Origin of the sequence: Bradyrhizobium sp. F1.13.3, from assembly GCF_040548265.1 — a bacterium.
GTDB lineage: Bacteria > Pseudomonadota > Alphaproteobacteria > Rhizobiales > Xanthobacteraceae > Bradyrhizobium.
In genome coordinates this window covers 611,942-631,676 of the sequence record NZ_JBEPRI010000001.1, presented here as the reverse complement: position 1 = coordinate 631,676, position 19,735 = coordinate 611,942, and the positions used below count along the sequence as shown (strand labels likewise).

The following is a 19,735-nucleotide window of genomic DNA, read 5'->3' as shown; positions in this document are numbered from 1 at the left end:
CTATGAACGCTTATGTCGGAACGCCAACGTCGCGTGTCGACGGACGGGCCAAGGTCACGGGGGCCGCCAAATACGCCGGCGAATTCCCGGCCGACAGGCTCCTCCATGGCTTCGTTGTCGAGGCCACCATTTCATGCGGGCGCATTGTCCGCCTCGACACCAATACGGCACAGCAGGTCAAGGGCGTGCTCGACGTGCTCACGCATGCGAACCGTCCGCCGCTGGTCGACAAGGACGAGGCGTGGAAGGACGAGGTTGCACCGGATGGGTCGCCCTTCCGTCCGCTTTATGATGACACGATCAGGTTCAATGGCCAACCGATCGCGCTGGTCGTGGCGGAGGACTGGGAAACCGCGAAATTCGCCGCGACGCTGGTGCGGGTCGAATATGAGCAACATAGTTTTGCGACCGACCTCGAAGGCGAGCGCAGCAACGCTGCCGAAAAGGACAAGCCGCACAAGCCGCGGGGCGACGCCGCAGCCGCCCTTGCGGGAGCTGATGTGCGCCACGAGGCGGACTACGTGATACCGACCGAGCATCACAACCCGATGGAGCTCTATGCGACCACGGCGGTCTGGGACGACAATGGCAAGCTCACGATCTACGACAAGACCCAAGGCGTCCAGAACGTCCACAAGTTTCTATGCGGCGTGTTCGACAAGAAGCCGGATGACATTCGGGTGGCCTCGCCATACGTCGGCGGCGCCTTCGGCTCCGGCTTGCGGCCGCAATATCAGGTGGTGTTGGCAACGCTCGGCGCGCTCGCGCTGAAGCGGTCCGTGCGCGTCGTGCTGACGCGGCAGCAGATGTACGGGCTCGGCTATCGGCCGATGACCATCGAGCGCGTCGGGCTGGGCGCAAAATCCGATGGTACGCTCGACGCGATCACGCACGAGGCCATTGCCGTCACCTCGCGCTATGAGGATTTTGCACGCAACGATACCGGCTGGGCCGAACAGCTCTACAAGAGCCCGAACAGCCGCTTCTCCCATAAGCTCGTCCACCTTGACGTCTCCACGCCGTGCGACATGCGCGCACCGGGCGCGGCGTCGGGCGTCTGCGCGCTCGAATGCGCCATGGACGAGCTCGCCGTCGCGCTCAAGCTCGACCCGGTCGAACTGCGGTTGAAGTGCTACTCGGACCGGGACCAGAGCGAAAACCTGCCCTACACCAGCAAGCAGTTGCGCGAATGCTACGCGCGCGGCGCGGACGCCTTCGGCTGGAGCAGACGCAATCCTGCGCCTCGCTCGATGCGCGACGGCAAGGATCTGGTCGGCTGGGGCATGGCGACGGGCGTGTGGGAAGCACTGCAGATGCCGGTCGCCGTCCGTATCGTGCTGACGTCGAACGGACATGCCGAGGTGTCATGCGCCGCATCCGACATCGGCACCGGCACCTACACCATTGTGGCTCAGGTCGCAGCCGACGCACTCGGCCTGCCGATCGAGAACATCAGCGTCAGGCTCGCAGATTCCAGTCTGCCCCAGGCGCCCGTCGAGGGCGGCTCCTGGATGGCTGCCTCGAGCGCACATGCGGTGCTCGCAGCCGCCGAGGAGGTGCGCAAGGAGCTGTTAGGTCTGGCCGGAAAAATCCCTGGCTCGCCGCTCGCCGGCGCCGAGTTGGCCGATACGGTCCTGATCGACGGCAGCATTGCCGGGGCCAGCGACACCAGACGCGCGGTCTCGATCGCCGACGCGATGCGCCATGGCGGCGTCGAACGCATCGAGAAGGAAAAGCTCAACCAGTTCGACGAGGACAAGAAGCACGCGCGCAATACCCATTCAGCCGTCTTTGCCGAGGTCAAAGTCGACGAAGAGCTGGGCGTCATTCGCGTCACGCGCGTGGTCAGCGCCGTCGCGGCCGGGCGGATTCTCAACACCAAGACCGGCCGCAGCCAAATCATGGGCAGCGTGGTCTGGGGGATCGGGATGGCCCTGCACGAGGAGACGGTGATGGATCATCGCTTCGGCCGGATCATGAACGCGAACATCGCCGAGTACCACATCCCGGTGAATGCGGATGTTCACGATATCGACGTGATCTTCGTCGACGAGCCGGACAATCGTATCAACAAGCTCGGCATCAAGGGACTGGGCGAGATCGGCATCGTCGGCGTCCCGGCGGCGATCGCAAACGCCGTCTATCACGCCACCGGCAAACGCATCCGCCGCTTCCCGATCACACTGGACAAGTTGTTGGACTGAGACGGTGCAGCGGTCGGCTCGGCGCCAGCGTCACCTCACGGGGCCCGGCCGCCAGGCCTCACGACGGAAAGTCAGCCGGTCTGACCTGGATGCGGTCGGCATGCAACGACCAGTGGTGCAGCGCCTGATCCTCGCAAAACCTCGCCTTCGCCCGCTCTCTGGCTTCGTCCTCGTCGGAGGCGTCGATCTCAAGCGTGCCCTGGCACACCTCGATCTGCCGGCCGTACTGGCCGAGCACGTCCTTCATGAACCTGACCACATAAGTTGACATGGGACCTCCTGCCTGCCCCGGCGGCGCTCACTCTAATCCCATTTAGCCGGATTGCGGGAGGGAGATTTTGACGCGGATCAAAGGCGGCGCGGTTCCCGCCCGTCGATCATTCCGTGGCGCGTAGCGCTAACCGGGAAATGGACAGCAGGAGCGTAGCACCCCGGAAGGACAAAGCGACTGCCGACTACGCCGGCGTCACACCAAACGCATGCTTGAATCGCTCGGCATAGCGTGGCCAGACCTCCGGATTGATGATGCGCGGCGGGCGCTTGCCGTCGAGCGTATCCAGCACCTGCTCGGCCGCGATGCGGCCCATGTTCTGCCGCGCCTCGATCGTGACGCCCGCGGTATGCGGGCTCGCCAGCACGTTGTCGAGTTGGAGCAGCGGATGCTCCGGCGGCGGCGGCTCCTTGGACCAGACGTCGAGACCGGCGCCCGCAATGTGCTTGTCGCGCAGGGCCCGGAGCAGCGCATCCTCATCGTGGATGAAGCCGCGCGCCGTGGTGATAAAGTACGCATGCGGCTGCATCAACCCAAACTCGCGCACGCTGATCATGTTGCGGCTGCCCTTGTCGAGCGGACAGGAGATCGAGACGAAGTCGGCGCGGCGCAAGAGCTCGTCGAGCTCGACCTTCTCGCCACCCCGTTCGGCCATCACCTCGGCCGTCAGGTACGGATCGTAGGCCAGTACCTTCATGCCGAACAGGCCCTTGCACAGTGCGGCGATGCGGCGACCGACATTGCCGAGGCCGATGATGCCGACGGTCTTGTGCTCGATCTCGTTGCCGACGAGTTCGTTGCGGTTGACGTTGGCCTCCCTGCGCAGCTTGCGGTCGGACTGGATGATACGCTTGGACAGCGTCAGCATCATCGCCAGCGCATGCTCGGCGACCGAGTGGGCGTTACCGCCGGACTGGTTGACGACCAGCACGCCGGCATCGGTGCAGGCCTCGACGTCGACAGGATCGAATCCCGCGCCGTTGCTGGAGACGAGCAGCAGGTTCGGCGCGCGCTTCAGGAAGGCAGCACCGACATGGAAGTGCGGGGCCAATTCGTCGCGGGCGGCGCCGATCTGGTAGACATGAGCCGCTTCGATGATCGGCGCGAAATATTCCCTAGGACTCTCGTTCTCGATGCGATCGAGCCGGACGTCGGGCCGCGCCTTCAGAATGTCGATATAGATTGGATTGGCCAGATATTTGACGTAGAAGACGCGCTTGCTGTTGACGGACATAAGGACCTTTCCGGCTCTCTCCTGGAGATCCGCAGGGCCAGCGCGGCGCGCGCTCCTTTCATGCGTTCCTCCGTTCTCTTGTTATTGCCGCTTATGACACGGCGCAAGCGGCCGCGGCAGGCCGTCTGGCGCAGATCACGGTGCAGCCCGGACATGTTGACAATCCCGCTGCCTGCGTCAAGTTCGGCAGACCGCCGCGACGGCCGACACGAGCCTAAGGCCATGGCAAAGACCAAGAAGCATGCGCGGCCGAAGGGAGAACGCAATGCCGATTGCGAAGCAACAAACCTCGTCCGAGGCGGCGCAGACCTCCAGTGACACGAGCTGGCACGGCATCGTCCTGCAAACCCTGAAGCGGAACGAGATCAGCCTCGTCCCTTACGTGCCTGACCGCGTGCTGACGCCGCTGATCAAGAACCTGCACGCCGATCCGTTCTTCACCACCTTTGCCACCGCCCGCGAGGAGGAGGCCGTCGGCATCGTCTCGGGCGCCTGGATGGGCGGACGACGAGGCGCGGTGTTGATGCAGACCTCGGGCTTTGCGACGCTCGCCAACGTGCTGGCCTCGCTCGCGGTGCCCTACCAGATTCCGCTCATCATGTTCGTGTCCGAGCGCGGCACCCTCGGCGAGTTCAACTACGGCCAGTCACTGGTCTGCCGCACCATGCGTCCGGTGCTGGATTCGTTGGCACTGGAGCATCACACCATCACCCGGCTCGACGAGCTCGAATTCATTGCCGACCGTTCGATCAAGCAGGCCGTGACGACGCAGTCGCCGGTGGCACTGATCCTCAACCCGCTGCTCACCGGCGGCAAGGTGTTCAACAAGTGAGGCCGGCCCGAATGAATACAGACGCGCGCAACACCAAAGTGATGAACCGCTTCGACGTCACCTCGCGCCTGATCGCGAAACTCGAGCACCAGGAAGCCGTGATCGGCGGCATCGGCAACACCAATTTCGACCTCTGGGCCGCCGGCCACCGTCCGCAGAATTTCTACATGCTCGGCAGCATGGGGCTCGCCTTCCCGATCGCGCTGGGCGTGGCGCTGGCGCAGCCGGAGCGGCGCGTCTTTGCGCTCGAAGGCGACGGCTCGCTGCTGATGCAGCTCGGCGCGCTCTCGACGATCGCGGCGTTGAAGCCGAAGAACCTCACCATGATCGTGATGGACAACGGCATCTACCAGATCACCGGCGCGCAGCCGACACCGGCCGCGAACGTGGCTGACATCGTCGCCATCGCGACCGGCTCCGGGCTGGCCAACAGCGCCTGGGCCGCGGACGAGGAGGATTTCGAGCGCCTGGTCGAGGAAGCCATGTCGGCGTCGGAGCCCAGCCTGATCGCCGTCCGTATCGATGACAAGCCCGGCGTCGGCGCCACCCGACGCGATCCCGTACAGATCCGGGAACGCTTCATGCACGGCCTTGGCGTGCGCGAGCCGCTTTAACGTTTCGTCATTAACTACACGGCGATCTGATCCCGGCGCCTCGGCAAGCTGCTGCAATCCATGCTAAGCGGTGCGAATGTCCATTTTGGTTCGCTCCTCTGCCTGGCTGCTTGCCGCCGCCGTCGCCTTTGCAACCCTCGGCCCGCCCGGCCTGCGGCCCCATTCCGACCTTGGCCAGGACGGCGAACATGCCCTTGCCTTCGTCCTGGTGGGACTAGCCTTCGGCCTCGCCTATCCGCGCCGCCGCCTGTCGACCACGGCCATCGCGGTGGTGCTGATCGGCCTGCTCGAACTGATGCAATTCTGGGCACCGGGACGGCATGCGCGGCTGGAGGACTTTCTGGTCGATGCCGGCACCACCTGCATCGGCTTCGCGCTCGCGGCCATCGCCGATTGGGGCATGACGCGGTTTCGCGCGAATCCGGCCCTGACGAGCCAAGGCCCCGCGGAGTGATGCTCCGCAGGGCCCGTCTCTTCAAAGCTCACGCTCGATCGATCAGTCGATGATCTTGACGACGCGGCGCGTGCGCGGCTCCACGATCACGCGGCGGTCGTTTACGACCGCATAGCGGTATTCGGTGTAGTTCGGCACGGGCCGCAGCACCACGGTCGGCGGCAGTGGCTCGCCGACCACGACGCGATCCTCAACGACTACGGATTCACTACGCGGGATACCGCCCAGAATGGCATTCGGAATTTCCAGACCGGCGCCGACAGCGGCGCCGACGGTACCACCGACCATCGCTCCGACCGGGCCGCCAATGTCGCCGCCCGCGCGTGCGCCGTTCCTGGCGCCTTCTTCGGTCGTCGACTGAGCAAAGGCCGCACTCGACGCCAGCAGCGACGCGGCAGCCAACGAAATCGCAAGACGGGTTTTCATGTGCTTATGTCTCCAGTGATTGTTGTGCGCCTTCAACCGCGGGGCCGGATCATTGTTCCGGTTCCCCGCCCGATCTAGGCAGAACTACAAGTGGAGACTGTTACCCGGTAACAGTTCAGGTCGCGGCGATCTCGTGCCCCGCCATCAGTTCCAGCGCGCGCACCATTGCCGAGTGATCCCAACCCTTGCCGCCATGCGCGGCGCAAGACGAGAACAATTGCTGCGCCACTGCCGTGCTCGGCAGCGACAGGCCGAGGACGCGGGCGCCTTCAAGCGCGAGGTTGAGATCCTTCTGGTGCAGCTCGATGCGGAAGCCGGGATCGAAATTGCGCTTCACCATGCGCTCGCCATGCACTTCGAGAATCCGCGACGACGCAAAGCCGCCCATCAGGGCCTGCCGCACCAGCGCCGGATCCGCACCGGCTTTCGACGCGAACAGCAGCGCTTCGCTGACCGCCTCGATCGTCAACGCGACGATGATCTGGTTGGCGACCTTCGTCGTCTGGCCGTCGCCATTGGCGCCGACCCGGGTGACATTCCTTCCCATCCGGTCGAAGATCGGCTTCATGGTGTTGAAGGCGCGCTCGGGGCCACCGACCATGATGGTGAGGCTTGCCGCCTTGGCACCGACCTCCCCGCCTGACACCGGTGCGTCGAGATAATCCGCGCCGAGCGCCTCGATCTTCTTCGCAAACTCCTTGGTCGCCAGCGGCGAGATCGAGCTCATGTCGACCACGATCTTGCCCTTGGAAATGCCGCCCGCGACACCGTCCTTGCCGAACAGCACGGCCTCCACATGCGGCGTATCCGGCACCATGATGATGATCGCATCCGCGTCCTCCGCGACCTCCTTGCTTGACTTGCAGGCAACGCCGCCGGCAGCAATCAACTCGGGTGCGACCGGCCCGACATCGTGCAGGAGAACGCGATGGCCTGCGGCCAGAAGATGGCCGGCCATCGGCCGTCCCATGGTGCCAAGTCCGATAAAGCCGATGTCGATCATGTCAAAGTTTCCTCAGGTCTCAAACGTTTGCGCGGCGTGCCAGGACAGGCCTTCCAGCGTCGTGGTGCGCGGCTTGTATTCGCAACCGATCCAGCCGCGATAGCCGATCGCGTCGAGATGGCGGAACAGGAAGGGATAGTTGATCTCGCCGGTGCCGGGCTCGTGACGGCCGGGATTGTCGGCGAGCTGGATGTGCGCGATCTGCGGGAGATATTCTTGCATGGTACGGGCGAGATCGCCCTCCATGATCTGCATGTGATAGATATCGTACTGGATAAACAGATTGTTCGAGCGGACTTCGGAGATCAGCTGCACCGCCTGCTCGGTGCCGTTGAGGAAGAAGCCAGGAATGTCGAGCGTGTTGATCGGCTCGACCAGAAGCTTGATGTTCTCCCGCGCCAGCGTCGAAGCTGCGAAGCGCAGATTTGCGACCAGGGTTTCGTTGAGTTCGCGCGGATCGGCATCGACAGGCGCGATGCCGACGAGACAGTTGAGCTGCTCGCAATCGAGCGCCTTGGCATAGTCGATGGCGCGAAACACGCCGTCCCTGAACTCGCTGACACGATCCGGCAGGATCGCTATGCCGCGCTCGCCTGCCGCCCAATTGCCGGCCGGCAGATTGTGCAGCACCTGCGTCAGCCCATGACTGTCGAGTTGCTCGCGCAGCTGCGCTTTGTCGAAATCATACGGGAAGAGGTACTCGACCCCGGAAAAGCCCGCCGCTTTGGCCGCGGCGAAGCGGTCCACGAACGGCATTTCGTTGAAGAGCATGGTGAGATTGGCAGCGAATTTCGGCATGATGCTGGTCCCTATTCGGCCGGCTGCAGCACGCCGGACTGAGCGGTCGTGACCTCGTCGAGCGGCAAATCCAGCACCTCCTCGAATTCGACGATGTTGTCGATTTCCGTGCCCATCGCGATGTTGGTGACGCGTTCGAGAATGAACTCGACCATCACGGGCACGCGGTGCTTCGCCATCCATTCGCGCGCAGTGGCGAACGCGGCCTGCGCGTCCTTGGGATCGGTGACGCGGATCGCCTTGCAGCCGAGCCCTTCGGCGACGGCGACGTGATCGACGCCGTAGCCGCCGAGTTCGGGCGCGTTGATGTTCTCGAACGAGAGCTGGACGTGATAGTCCATGTCGAAGCCGCGCTGGGCCTGGCGGATCAAGCCGAGATAGGAATTGTTCACGACGACGTGGATGTAGGGCAGATTGAATTGCGCCCCGACCGCGAGCTCTTCAATCAGGAACTGGAAGTCGTAGTCACCGGAGAGCGCGACGATGTCCCGATCCGGACACGCCGCGCGCACGCCGAGCGCCGCGGGTAGCGTCCAGCCGAGCGGTCCCGCCTGCCCGGCATTGATCCAGTTGCGCGGCTTGTAAACACCCAGAAACTGCGCGCCGGCGATCTGCGACAGGCCGATCACGGAGACGTAGCAGGTGTCACGGCCAAAGGCCTTGGTCATCTCCTCGTAGACGCGCTGCGGCTTGATCGGGACGTTGTCGAAATGGCTCTTGCGCAGCATCGTCTTCTTCCGGTCGCGGCAGGAAGCAGGCCACGCCTGGCGCTCGCGCAGCCTGCCTGACCGGCGCCACTCCCTGGAGACGACGACGAACAGTTCGAGTGCCGCCTTCGCGTCCGAGACGATGCCGAGATCGGGATTGAACACGCGCCCGATCTGGGTCGGCTCGATGTCGACATGCACGAAGGTGCGACCCTTGGTGTAGGTCTCGACCGAGCCGGTGTGGCGGTTTGCCCAGCGATTGCCGATGCCGAGCACGAAATCGGATTCGAGCATGGTGGCATTGCCGTAACGATGGCTGGTTTGAAGACCGACCATGCCGGCCATCAGCACGTGGTCGTCCGGGATGGCTCCCCACCCCATCAGCGTCGGCACGACCGGCACGTTGGCGATCTCGGCGAACTCCACCAGCAATTCCGAGGCGTCAGCATTGATCACGCCGCCGCCCGCGACGATCAGCGGCCGTTCGGCCGCATTGAGCATCTCCAGCGCCTTCTCGACCTGCTTGCGGGTCGCGGTTGGCTTGTAGACCGGCAGCGGCTCATAGGTCTCGTCGTCGAACTCGATCTCGGCGAGCTGCACGTCGAGCGGCATATCGATCAGCACGGGGCCGGGCCTTCCCGAGCGCATCACGTGAAAAGCCTGGCTGAACACGCGTGGCACAAGCGCCGGCTCGCGCACCGTCACCGCCCATTTGGTCACGGGCTTTGCGATCGATTCGATGTCGACGGCTTGGAAATCTTCCTTGTAGAGCCGCGCCCGCGGCGCCTGGCCGGTGATGCACAGGATCGGGATCGAGTCGGCGATCGCCGAATAAAGCCCGGTGATCATGTCGGTGCCCGCCGGCCCCGAAGTTCCGATGCAGACGCCGATATTGCCCGCCTTGGCCCGCGTGTAGCCCTCGGCCATGTGCGAGGCGCCCTCGACATGGCGCGCCAGGATGTGGCGGATTGAGCCGCGCTTCTTCAGCGCCGAGTAGAGCGGATTGATCGCGGCCCCGGGAACGCCGAAGGCGGTCGAGATGCCTTCCTTCTCCAGAATTCGCACGGCAGCATCGATGGCTCGCATCTTCGCCATATCGGACCTCGCTCGGTTATGTTGGCTCGAGCGAGATCATCGGGCGCGCGGGTGCTGCACTCAACGAGATCGATTTTATTTTCCACGATGCGGCAACCGCGGAAAAATCGCGGCAGCTTCAGTCAGTTAAGTCGAGACACGCGTGAAAGCGGTCACTCGAACAGCGGCGCCAGCTGCATCTGCGGCACCAGCACGAGTCCCTTGTCGGTGATACGAATTTCCGGAATGACCGATAGCGGAATCAGATTGAAGCCCATGTAGGGAATGGTGCAGCCGGCTTCCGCCCATTCCTTCTTCAGCACCTTGACCTCTTCGGCCACCTCTGTGACGCGCTTGTCGGACAGGAGGCCGGCGATCGGCAGCGGCACTAGCGCCCTCACCTTGCCCTCAGCGACGAGGCAGACGGCGCCCTGTTGCTCCTTGATGGCGGCGACCGCGACCTGCATGTCGGCCTCGTTGGTGCCGGCAACGATGATGTTGTGGCTGTCGTGCCCGACGCTGGAGGCGACCGCGCCGCGCTTCAGGCCGAAGTCCTTCAACAGGCCATAAGCGACATTGCCGGCCGATTTGCCGTGACGCTCGACCACCGTGACGAAGCACAGGCCGTAGCGGGCGAACAGTGAGGGCCAGTCCTTTGCGGGCTCGGTCGCGATCTTCTCATGAATCAGCGTGATGCCGGGCAACGCCGTCTTGATCGCGTTGACGGTACAGGCTTTCGCCGGAAGCTCCGGCGTCAGCTTGACCTTCTCGGGCAGTTTCACGGTCGCATAGGCCGCCTTCGGGTATTGATAGCGCTGCGACAGCGCCTGATCGAGCTTCGGCGTGATCTTGCGGTTCTCGACCACGAGCTCGCCGCCATACCAGGTGCATTGCGGCTTCAGATTATCGTCCATCAGCACGAGATCGGCGCGGCGGCCGCCGCCGAGCCCGCCGATATCGCTGTCCATGCCGAAGCGCGTCGCGCCATGCAGCGAGCCCATCGACCAGGCCTGCTCCGGCGACATCCCTGCCTTCACGGCTTCGCGCACCACCCAATCGAGCCCAAACAGCAGGAGATCGTCGGCATCGCGATCGTCGGTGCACACGGCGGTGCGCTTGTGCGAGGCCCCGAGCTCGGTGATGGTCCGGATCGCCTGCGGCAGCGAGTGCCAGGGCGTGGTCGGCGGTCCCCCGCGCAGGAACACCCAGACGCCGGCATCGAGCAAATCGTCGGCGATGTCGCGGTCGATCGCCTCATGGGTGTCGGTGACGCCGCTCGCCGCATAGGCCGCAACGAATTCGCGGCCGTAGACGTGACCGGACACCGGCCGTCCGCGTTTCAAGGCAGCGGCGAGGATCGCATGGCTGCGCTCGTCTCCCATGGTCACGGGCACAAAATCCATCTTCTCGCCGAGCCCGACGGCTTCCGGCCAGCGGTCGAACAGGCCGGCGATCTTGTCCGGCGTGAGGTCGCCGCCCGCAGTCTCCAGTGCGGCCGAAGTCGCAGGAACCGTGGAGGGCACCGTCAGGAAGATCGACAGCGGCGCCTCGCGCGCGTCCTCCAGCATCGCTTCGACGCCGGCGACGTCCATCACGTTGCCGATCTCGTGGCTGTCGCAGAAGATCGTGGTGGTGCCGTTGAGCAGAGCCGCTTCGGCATAGGCGCAGGCCGTCACCATCGAGGATTCGATGTGGATGTGCGGGTCGACCAGCCCCGGCGCGACGATGCCGCCGGCCGCGTCGTAAACCGGCACGTTGCCGAAGACTTTCTTCGCGGCACCCGTCGGCTTCACCGCAGCAACGCGGCCGCCGGTGATCCAGATTTCGCGGCTCGCGTGGATGCGCTCCGAATAGGTCGAGAGCACCCGCGCGCCGGTGACGACGAGATCCGGCGCGACACGCGCCGAGGCCACATCGGCAAGACGGCGGGTCATCGAATGCAGCGGTGCGACGGCGAAGCGGGTAAGTCTGGTCATCAGGACCCTCGCGTGGCGTTATGACCCTGGGATGGTTACGCCCTGCGCCGGACCGGGCAAGCGCAAATATAACGGCACGCCCTGCTTACGCCTTAGGCGGCGAAGTGCCTGCCGTCCCTGACCTCGCGGGTCTGCGCGAGTTCCGTCGTCTCGGGGCCGCTGCGGCAGCGGGCTTGACCCGAATCCGCATCGACCTCCCGTTCTGCTCGTCGATCTCGAACGCATTCGTCTTGCGCACGAGGTCACTCAGTTTGCGGAAGCCGAACGTTCTCGGATCGAAATCGGACGCGAGATTGGCGAGCTGACGGCCGACTTCCCCAAGCGTCACCCAGCCGTCCTCGCTCTCCATCTGGGTGATGACCTTCTTGATGATGGGCGTTGCGGCATCAGGTGGCTGAAGCGAGGTCGATCGCGAGGCGGCGTCCTGGGTGTTCGCCGGGGCGGGAAGCAGGTTCTCCGTGTAGACGAACCTTCGGCAGGCCTGCCGGAAGCTCTCCGGCGTCTTCTGTTCGCCGAACCCAAAGACATCGATGCCCTGCTCCCGGATCCGGGCGGCGAGACGGGTGAAATCGCTGTCCGACGAAACCAGGCAAAAGCCGTCGAACCGGCCGCTGTGAAGCAGGTCCATCGCGTTGATGACCAGGGTGATGTCCGAGGCGTTCTTTCCCGTCGTGTAGGCGAACTGCTGCTGCGGGATGATGGCGTGCTTCGACAGGATGTCGGCCCAGCCCCTCGACCTGGCATTGGAGAAGTCGCCGTAGATGCGCCGGACGCTGGCCTCCCCGATCTTGGCAATCTCCTCGAACAGTCCATCCGCGATCTTCGCCGAAGCATTGTCGGCATCGATCAGGACGGCGAGACGGGGCGAACGGAGCTCTGACGGCATGACTTTCCCTCACGAGATGGACTTAGCACGAGAAGACGCTCGCGTCGGGATGGCTAGTCCTCGTTCGCCTTGAAGCGTCCCATCCCTTTCAGCACGAAGGGTGCCAGCAGCGCGATCAACGCCAGCGCAAGCAGCGTCGCCGAGATCGGGCTCTGGAGCAGCGTCATGGGATCGCCCAGACTGATCGCGAGCGCGCGACGCAGCTGGCTCTCGGCGATCGGGCCGAGGATCAGGCCGACCACGACGGGCGCGATCGGAAAGTCGAACCGCCGCATCAGAAAGCCGAGCACGCCGAAGCCGGCCAGCATCGACAGTTCAACCACCGACGGCTTTGCGGCGATGGTGCCCATGGTCGCGAACACGAGGATGCCGGCATAGAGCCACGGCTGCGGGATCGCCAGCAGCCGCACCCACAGGCCTACCAGCGGCAGATTGAGTACCAGCAGCATGCAATTGGCGATGAACAGGCTCGCGATCAGGCCCCACACGAGGTCGGGCCGCTCGGCGAACAGCAGCGGCCCCGGGTTGAGGCCGTATTGCTGGAAGCCCGCCAGCATCATCGCGGCGGTCGCCGAGGTCGGCAATCCCAGCGTCAGGAGTGGCACCAGCGTGCCCGCAGCCGAAGCGTTGTTGGCGGCCTCCGGTCCTGCGACACCTTCGATCGCGCCCTTGCCGAATTCTTCGGGGTATTTGGTCAGCCGCTTCTCGCAAGAATAGGACAGGAAGGTCGGGATCTCCGCTCCGCCGGCAGGCAGCGCACCGATCGGGAAGCCGAACATGGTGCCGCGCAGCCACGGCTTCCACGATCGCTTCCAGTCTTCCTTGGTCATCCACAGCGAGCCGCGCACCGGCTCGAGCTTCTCCTCGGTGTGGTGGCGGCGCGATGCGACGTAGAGCGCCTCGCCCACCGCGAACAGGCCGACCGCGAGCGTCGTCACCTCGACGCCGTCGAGCAGCTCGGGCACGCCGAACGCAAGCCGCGCCTGGCCGGTCAGCTTGTCGATGCCGACGAGGCCCAACGTCAGACCAATGAACAGGCTGGTCAGGCCGCGGATCGGGGAATCGCCGAAGGTCGCCGACACCGTGACGAAAGCGACGCACATCAGCGCGAAATAGTCCTCCGGGCCAAAGCGCACCGCGAAATCGACCAACCACGGCGCGAGAAATGCAAGCCCGATGGTGGCGATGGTGCCGGCGACGAAGGAGCCGATCGCGGAGGTCGCGAGCGCCGGCCCGCCGCGGCCGGCCTTGGCCATCTTGTTGCCTTCGAGCGCCGTCGCCATTGAGGCGCTCTCGCCGGGCGTGTTGATCAAGATGGCCGTGGTCGATCCGCCATACATGCCGCCGTAATAAATGCCGGCAAACATGATCAGCGAACCGCCGGGATCGAGCTTGTACGTCACCGGCAGCAGCAGCGCGACCGTCAACGCTGGGCCGATGCCGGGCAGCACGCCCACGGCGGTGCCGAGGAACACGCCGATCAGGGCGTAGAGGAGATTCATCGGCTGGACGGCGACCGCCATGCCGTGGGCCAGCGCGGCAAAGGTGTCCATCACAGCAGTCGCTCCAGGGGGCCGGCCGGAAGGCTCAACGTCAACAGCCGGTCGAACGCGAGGTAAATGAGGGTCGACATCACGAGGGCGATGGCGGAATCGACGAGCACGGCGCGGCGCCCAAATGCTGCCGAGGTCGTGACGAACAGCGCCGATGTCGCCAGGATGAACCCGCCGCCGAAGCCGATGATGCCGATCAGCAGCGCAAGGCCGGCGAGGATCAAGACCACAGGCACGGGATCGGCGCTCTCGCGTGCCGGCAGACTGCCGCGCAACGCGTCAACGAGATTGCCGATCGCAAGCAGCGCGAGGCCGGAGGCGATCACGATCGGCATGGCTTCCGGCCCCATCCCGTACATCGCGGTCGATTGCAGCCCGCGCGCGTCCCAGACCAGCACCCCGGCAAGACCTGCGAGCAACGCCGCAATCACGATGCCGGCGCGATCGACGCGCCGCGGCGGCTGGACGGGATCGCCTGTGGTCATGACTTGATCAGGCCGACTGATCTCAGCACGTCCGTCACACGTACCGTTTCCTTCTTCAGGAACTCGGCGAAGGCGTCGCCGCCGAGATAGGCATCTTCCCAGCCCTTCTGCTTGAGGATGTCCTTCCAGGCGTCCGACTTCACCATCTTCTCGACCGCGTCGCTCAGCGTCTTGCGCTGCTCCGGCGTGATTCCGGGAGGCGCGACCACCGAGCGCCAGTTGGCGATCACGAGGTCGATGCCCTGCTCCTTGAACGTCGGGATGTCGCTCCCTAGGATGCGCTTCTCCGAGGTCACGCCGATCGCGCGCAGCTTGCCGGACTTGATCTGCCCATCATATTCGCTGAGGCCCGAAATGCCGGCGGTGACCTTCGCGCCGAGAATGGCGGCGAGCGACTCGCCGCCACCCGAGAACGGGATGTAATTGATCTTCTTCGCGTCGGCGCCAACGGCGCCGGCGAACAATGCCGCCATCACATGATCGACGCCGCCGGCCGAGCCGCCGGCGAAGGTCACCTTGGCGATGTCGGCCTTCACCGCTGCGGCCAGATCCTGCGCGTTCTTGATCGGCGAATTCGCCGGCACCACGATCACCTGGATTTCCTCGGTGAGGCGCGCGATCGGCGTCACCTGTTCGAGCGTGACGGGTGATTTGTTCATGGCGAGCGCGCCCACCATGACGAAGCCGTTGACCATCAGCTGGTTGCCGTCACCCTTGGCGCCGTTGACGAACTGCGCGATGCCGACGCTACCGCCGGCGCCGGGAACGTTCGTGACCTGCACGCTGCGTGCGACGCCGGCGGCGACCAGCGCCTGCTGCATCGAGCGCGCGGTCTGGTCCCAGCCACCGCCCGGCGCCGCCGGTGCCATCAGCTTGAGCTCGAGCTGCTGGGCAAGGGCCGGCGTGGCTGCCGCAAGGGTCAGCGCGACGGCTGCGCCGACGAGGCGCGCGGGAAGTTGAAACATGGGACGTCTCCGGGCTCATGCGGACATTTGCCGCATCGTGTCGTTTGGTCGCATATCAGCCAAAACGGCCGACACTGTCCAGTGACATACCCCTGGTTTCTGATTAGCGGGGCGTCGGAACTACCCCGCCGAGCGCGGCCGTCAGTTCGGCTGCAACATCCCGGACGACTTGCCCGATGTCCGGTAACCTCTGATCGGTCAGCCGGCTGGTCATGCCGGAGACCGAAATCGCCGCGAGCGGCTCGGCGCAGTCGTTGTAGACCACCGCGGCAACGCAGCGCAGGCCCATGCAGGCCTCTTCATCATCCAGCGCGTAGCCTTGCTTGCGGATCTTTTCGAGTTCCTTGAACAGGTCGCTCGGCCGCACGATCGACTTCTCGGTCAGGCGTGGCATGCCGTGATGGCGGATGACGGCGCCGACGTCCTCGTCGGAATAGGTTGCGAGCACCGCCTTGCCGACGCCCGACGTCACCATGGGAACGCGGCCGCCGACCTGGGTCAGCGAGCGCATGATTTCGCGGCTCTCCATGCGGGTCAGCACGATGATGAACTCGTCGTCGACCATGGCGAGATTGGCGGTCTCGCGGGTGAGATCACGCAGCTTGCGCAGATAGGGAATAGCCTGGGCGCTGAAATTGCGCCGCCGGGCAAAGCTCGCGCCGACGGTGAAGCTGCGCACGCCGACATGCCATTTGGATTCGGCGCGGTCGAATTGCACGAAGCGGCGGCTTTCCAGCGTCGCCAGCAGGCGGTGCACGGTCGAGGCGGAGAGCCCGGTGCGGACAGCGAGATCGCTGAGGCGATAGCCCTCGTCATCCTCGGACAATGTTTCGAGGATCGACAGCGCGCGGTCAACGGATTGCACGCCGCCGTCTCGCGCGTCGTGGTCGGCCTCCGATGACGATCGAGGCTCGATCGATTTGCGCCGGATCACGTTCCTGCCCATCGCGACCTGACTGTTCTCACCTCTCCCCGCAGGCGAGGAGAGGCGAAGCGGCATCGTCGACTCAGAGCAGCCCTGCCCCGCGCGCCCATTTGTACTTGGCGCCGAGAACCTCGACCGGCAGTTCGGTCGAATAGGCATAGGCCGGGATGCCGTTCTGGTAGAGATATTCGGCGGCTTCCTCGACTTCGACGTCGCCGGCGAGCGAGGCGACGATCGGCTTCACGAAGCCCTTGGCCTCCATCTCCTTCTTCACCTCGACCATGTTGCGGGCGAACACCATCGGCGGCGTGACGATGGTGTGCCAGTAGCCGAGGATCAGCGAATGGATGCGCTCGTCCGTCAGGCCGAGCTTCACCGTGTTGACGTACGTGATCGGCGGTTCGCCGCCGGTGATGTCCACGGGATTTCCGGCCGCGCCAAACGGCGGGATGAACTTGCGGAAAGCCGCATCCAGATCCGCCGGCATCGACATCAGCGACAGGCCGTTGTCGACGCAGGAGTCCGACAGCAGCACGCCCGAGCCGCCGGCACCGGTGATGATCAGCACGTTCTCGCCCTTCGGCGTCGGCAGCACCGGCACGCCGCGCGCGAACTCGAGCAGCTGCCGCAAGCTACGGGCGCGGATCACGCCGGACTGCGCCAGGACGTCCTCGTAGATCTTGTCGTTGCCGGCGAGCGCGCCGGTGTGCGACGAGGCCGCCTTCGCACCGGCCGAGGTGCGGCCGGCCTTGAGCACGATGACCGGCTTCTTCTTGGAGACGCGCTTTGCCGCTTCCGCAAAGGCGCGGCCGTCCTTGAGGTCTTCGCAATGCTGCGCGATCAGATTCGTGTTCGGATCCTGCTCGAAGAAGGCGAGCAGATCGTCCTCGTCGATATCGGACTTGTTGCCGAGGCCGACGATCGCCGACACGCCCATCTTGGCCGAACGGGAGAAGCCGATGATGGCCATACCGATGCCGCCCGACTGCGAGGACAGCGCCGCGTGGCCCTTGACGTCATAGGCGGTGCAGAAAGTCGCGCAGAGATTGGCAGGCGTATAATAGAAGCCGTAGATGTTCGGTCCCATCAGGCGGATGTCGTACTTCTTGCCGACTTCGACGATCTCGGCCTGGAGCTCCGGCGCGCCGGCTTCCGCGAAGCCCGAGGGGATCAGAACCGCGCCGGGAATTTTCTTCTCGCCACATTCGGTGAGCGCCGCTGCCACGAACTTCGCGGGAATTGCGAACACCGCGGTGTCGATTACGCCGGGCACGTCCTTGACACTCTTGTATGCCTTGTAGCCGAGGATCTCGGCGGCCTTGGGATGGATCGGGTAAATGTCGCCTTTGTAGCCGCCGTTGATGAGGTTCTTCATCACGGAATTGCCGATCTTGCCGTCTTCGGCCGAAGCGCCGACCACGGCAACCGCCTTCGGCTGCATGATGCGGCTCATGGCCGCGACGATCTCTTCGGTCGGGCGCGGCTTCGGCTTGGGCACGTAAGCGAAGTCGACGACAATGCGGACGTCGGCCGCGATCGCGTCCTTGGCCGTCGCGAACACCGGGTTGAGATCGAGCTCGATGATCTCGGGGAAATCGGTGACGAGCTGCGAGACCTTGACGATGACATCCGCAAGCGCCGTGCGGTTCACCGGCTCGCCGCCGCGAACGCCCTTCAAAATCTCATGCGCCTGGATGCCGTCGAGCATCGATAGCGCGTCTTGCTTGGTCGCGGGCGCGAGGCGGAAGGTAATGTCCTTCAGGACCTCGACCAGCACGCCGCCGAGGCCGAAGGCAACCAGCTTGCCGAACGAGGCGTCGGTGATCGACCCGACGATCACTTCGGTGCCGCCGGCCAGCATCTGCTGCACCTGGACACCCTCGATCTTGGCATCGGACTTGTACTTCCTGGCGTTCGAGAGGATCGTCTCGTAGGCCTTCTCGGCGTCTTCGGCCGTCTTGAGGCCGACGATGACGCCGCCGGCTTCGGTCTTGTGGAGAATGTCCGGCGAGACGATCTTCATCACCACCGGGAAGCCCATCGAGGCGGCCATCTTGCCGGCTTCGCCGGCCGATTTCGCCACACCCTCCTTCGGCACCGCAATGCCGTAGGCATCGCAGACCAGTTTGCCTTCCGGCGCGGTCAGGCTGGTGCGCTTGTCCGCCTTGACCTGGTCAAGCACCTTGCGGACGGCATCTTTGGAATTGGACATGTGGCTCTCCCTTGACCTTGGTTCTTGCGTTCTCAAAGCGCGCGCGTGTTGCGGCTGCCCGTGATGCTTTCCATTCGCCGCGCTCTGTTCCATGTCGCGGAACGGAGTGGCATAAAGCCAAGGTTACTCCGCCGGCATGGATCAAAAATGGCTGGCGATGGCATTTGGTATGCCAGAAGCCAACTTGTCAAGCTGCCGCGCACCTTAGAACGCTGCAAAAAATAGGCAGCTTGACATCTTGGTATTTGGTATGCCAAAAACTTTCCCGTTAATAATCCTGTAAAAGACGACTCCCACTGGAGGAGATTCGTCGTGTCACTGCGGAAACCAACCAAGGCGTTGCCGAACATGGCCGAGGCAGATATCGCAATCGTTCGTATTGCCCCGGAGTCGAGCTTCAAGAACAAGGCGTACGACGCCTTGAAAGAAGCCATCCTCAAGATGGACATCTACTCGACGCCCGAGCCGGTGATGCTCGACGAGCGCGCGTTGTCCGAGCGCCTGGGTGTGAGCCGCACGCCGATCCGCGAAGCCATCGCGATGCTCGAGCAAGACGGTTTCGTGAAGACGGTTCCGCGCCGCGGCATCATGGTGGTGCGAAGGACCAAGAGCGAGATCGTGGACATGATCCGCGCCTGGGCGGCGCTGGAGAGCATGGCCGCGCGCCTCATCACCGCCACGGCGCGCAAGAAAGACATCACGGCGCTGCGCGACTACTTCAAGGATTTTGGTAAGGACCGCCTCCCCCAGGATCACGTCGAGGAATATTCGCGCGCCAACATCGCCTTCCACCAGGCGCTGATCTCGCTGTCGGAATCACCGGTGCTGGTCGATCTCACCAACGACCTGCTGCTGCACGTGCGTGGCTATCGGCAATTGACTATCGGACGCAAGGACCGCACCGCGACGTCGCTACCCGAGCATCTCGGCATGATCGAAGCCCTGGAGGCGCGCGATACCGAGCTCGCCGAGAAGCGCGCCCGCGATCACACCCTTGGCCTTGCCGCTTACGTCGAAGCGCATGGTCAGGAACTCTTCTAGCCAGCAACGTTCACCATAAGGGCGAAGGCATCGCCCCCAAAAGCCCGAAACGGCATCTTGAGACCAGGGAGACAA

Annotated in this window: 18 protein-coding genes; 5 read left to right on the top strand and 13 right to left on the bottom strand. The window is 64.4% G+C overall.

Annotated features, from left to right (window positions below; all coding sequences use genetic code 11):
- Positions 1-2 precede the first annotated feature (2 nt).
- The gene (locus ABIB66_RS02885; RefSeq protein WP_354254098.1) at positions 3-2,204 is read left to right on the top strand and encodes a xanthine dehydrogenase family protein molybdopterin-binding subunit; all 2,202 of its coding nucleotides are present in this window, start codon (positions 3-5) and stop codon (positions 2,202-2,204) included.
- Positions 2,205-2,262: 58 nt separating this feature from the next.
- Here the strand turns inward: ABIB66_RS02885 and ABIB66_RS02880 are convergent, their stop codons facing one another.
- Both ABIB66_RS02880 and ABIB66_RS02875 read right to left on the bottom strand, forming a co-directional pair.
- On the bottom strand, positions 2,263-2,475 hold the full coding sequence (locus tag ABIB66_RS02880) for a hypothetical protein (RefSeq protein WP_007608382.1): 213 nt from the start codon (positions 2,473-2,475) through the stop codon (positions 2,263-2,265).
- Between the two features lie 184 nt (positions 2,476-2,659).
- On the bottom strand, positions 2,660-3,709 hold the full coding sequence (locus ABIB66_RS02875; protein WP_354206694.1) for a hydroxyacid dehydrogenase: 1,050 nt from the start codon (positions 3,707-3,709) through the stop codon (positions 2,660-2,662).
- Positions 3,710-3,974: 265 nt separating this feature from the next.
- On the opposite strand from ABIB66_RS02875, the gene ABIB66_RS02870 reads away from it, so the two are divergent.
- From ABIB66_RS02870 to ABIB66_RS02860, 3 genes are all read left to right on the top strand, one after another.
- On the top strand, positions 3,975-4,541 hold the full coding sequence (locus tag ABIB66_RS02870) for a decarboxylase (RefSeq protein ID WP_354254096.1): 567 nt from the start codon (positions 3,975-3,977) through the stop codon (positions 4,539-4,541).
- A gap of 11 nt (positions 4,542-4,552) precedes the next feature.
- On the top strand, positions 4,553-5,155 hold the full coding sequence (locus ABIB66_RS02865; RefSeq protein WP_354206698.1) for a thiamine pyrophosphate-dependent enzyme: 603 nt from the start codon (positions 4,553-4,555) through the stop codon (positions 5,153-5,155).
- A gap of 76 nt (positions 5,156-5,231) precedes the next feature.
- A complete protein-coding gene (locus tag ABIB66_RS02860; protein ID WP_354206699.1) occupies positions 5,232-5,609 on the top strand; it encodes a VanZ family protein in 378 nt (125 codons plus the stop codon).
- A gap of 42 nt (positions 5,610-5,651) precedes the next feature.
- Here ABIB66_RS02860 and ABIB66_RS02855 read toward each other — a convergent pair whose 3' ends face one another.
- The 11 genes from ABIB66_RS02855 to ABIB66_RS02805 all read right to left on the bottom strand — a co-directional run bounded on the left by ABIB66_RS02855 (position 5,652) and on the right by ABIB66_RS02805 (position 18,619).
- Positions 5,652-6,035 (bottom strand): DUF1236 domain-containing protein, encoded by a 384-nt coding sequence (locus tag ABIB66_RS02855; RefSeq protein ID WP_275167690.1) that lies wholly within the window; start codon positions 6,033-6,035, stop codon positions 5,652-5,654.
- 115 nt (positions 6,036-6,150) lie between these two features.
- Positions 6,151-7,038, bottom strand: coding sequence for a 2-hydroxy-3-oxopropionate reductase (locus tag ABIB66_RS02850; RefSeq protein ID WP_354206700.1), 888 nt, complete (start codon positions 7,036-7,038; stop codon positions 6,151-6,153).
- 12 nt (positions 7,039-7,050) lie between these two features.
- Complete coding sequence (gene hyi, locus ABIB66_RS02845) at positions 7,051-7,836, bottom strand: hydroxypyruvate isomerase (protein WP_354206702.1); 786 nt, start codon at positions 7,834-7,836, stop codon at positions 7,051-7,053.
- Between the two features lie 11 nt (positions 7,837-7,847).
- A complete protein-coding gene (gcl, locus tag ABIB66_RS02840) occupies positions 7,848-9,638 on the bottom strand; it encodes a glyoxylate carboligase (RefSeq protein ID WP_354206704.1) in 1,791 nt (596 codons plus the stop codon).
- 152 nt (positions 9,639-9,790) lie between these two features.
- Positions 9,791-11,593: an adenine deaminase gene (locus ABIB66_RS02835; protein WP_354213869.1), complete on the bottom strand. Its 1,803-nt coding sequence runs from the start codon at positions 11,591-11,593 to the stop codon at positions 9,791-9,793.
- Positions 11,594-11,678: 85 nt separating this feature from the next.
- Positions 11,679-12,479 (bottom strand): NYN domain-containing protein, encoded by an 801-nt coding sequence (locus ABIB66_RS02830; RefSeq protein ID WP_354254094.1) that lies wholly within the window; start codon positions 12,477-12,479, stop codon positions 11,679-11,681.
- Positions 12,480-12,532: 53 nt separating this feature from the next.
- Positions 12,533-14,032 carry a tripartite tricarboxylate transporter permease gene (locus ABIB66_RS02825; protein ID WP_027517005.1) on the bottom strand — a complete coding sequence of 500 codons (1,500 nt, stop codon included), beginning with the start codon at positions 14,030-14,032 and terminating at the stop codon, positions 12,533-12,535.
- Complete coding sequence (locus ABIB66_RS02820) at positions 14,032-14,517, bottom strand: tripartite tricarboxylate transporter TctB family protein (protein WP_354206709.1); 486 nt, start codon at positions 14,515-14,517, stop codon at positions 14,032-14,034. Before ABIB66_RS02820 ends, ABIB66_RS02825 begins: the two co-directional genes overlap by 1 nt.
- Positions 14,514-15,482, bottom strand: a complete 969-nt coding sequence (locus ABIB66_RS02815) for a tripartite tricarboxylate transporter substrate binding protein (RefSeq protein ID WP_354206711.1) — start codon at positions 15,480-15,482, stop codon at positions 14,514-14,516. The genes ABIB66_RS02820 and ABIB66_RS02815 overlap by 4 nt, the downstream gene beginning before the upstream one ends.
- Before the next feature lie 103 nt (positions 15,483-15,585).
- The gene (locus tag ABIB66_RS02810) at positions 15,586-16,428 is read right to left on the bottom strand and encodes an IclR family transcriptional regulator (RefSeq protein ID WP_354056106.1); all 843 of its coding nucleotides are present in this window, start codon (positions 16,426-16,428) and stop codon (positions 15,586-15,588) included.
- Between the two features lie 61 nt (positions 16,429-16,489).
- A complete protein-coding gene (locus tag ABIB66_RS02805) occupies positions 16,490-18,619 on the bottom strand; it encodes an acetate--CoA ligase family protein (RefSeq protein ID WP_354206713.1) in 2,130 nt (709 codons plus the stop codon).
- 348 nt (positions 18,620-18,967) lie between these two features.
- Here ABIB66_RS02805 and ABIB66_RS02800 point away from each other — a divergent pair, with 348 nt between their 5' ends.
- Complete coding sequence (locus tag ABIB66_RS02800) at positions 18,968-19,660, top strand: GntR family transcriptional regulator (RefSeq protein ID WP_275167814.1); 693 nt, start codon at positions 18,968-18,970, stop codon at positions 19,658-19,660.
- Positions 19,661-19,735: the final 75 nt, after the last annotated feature.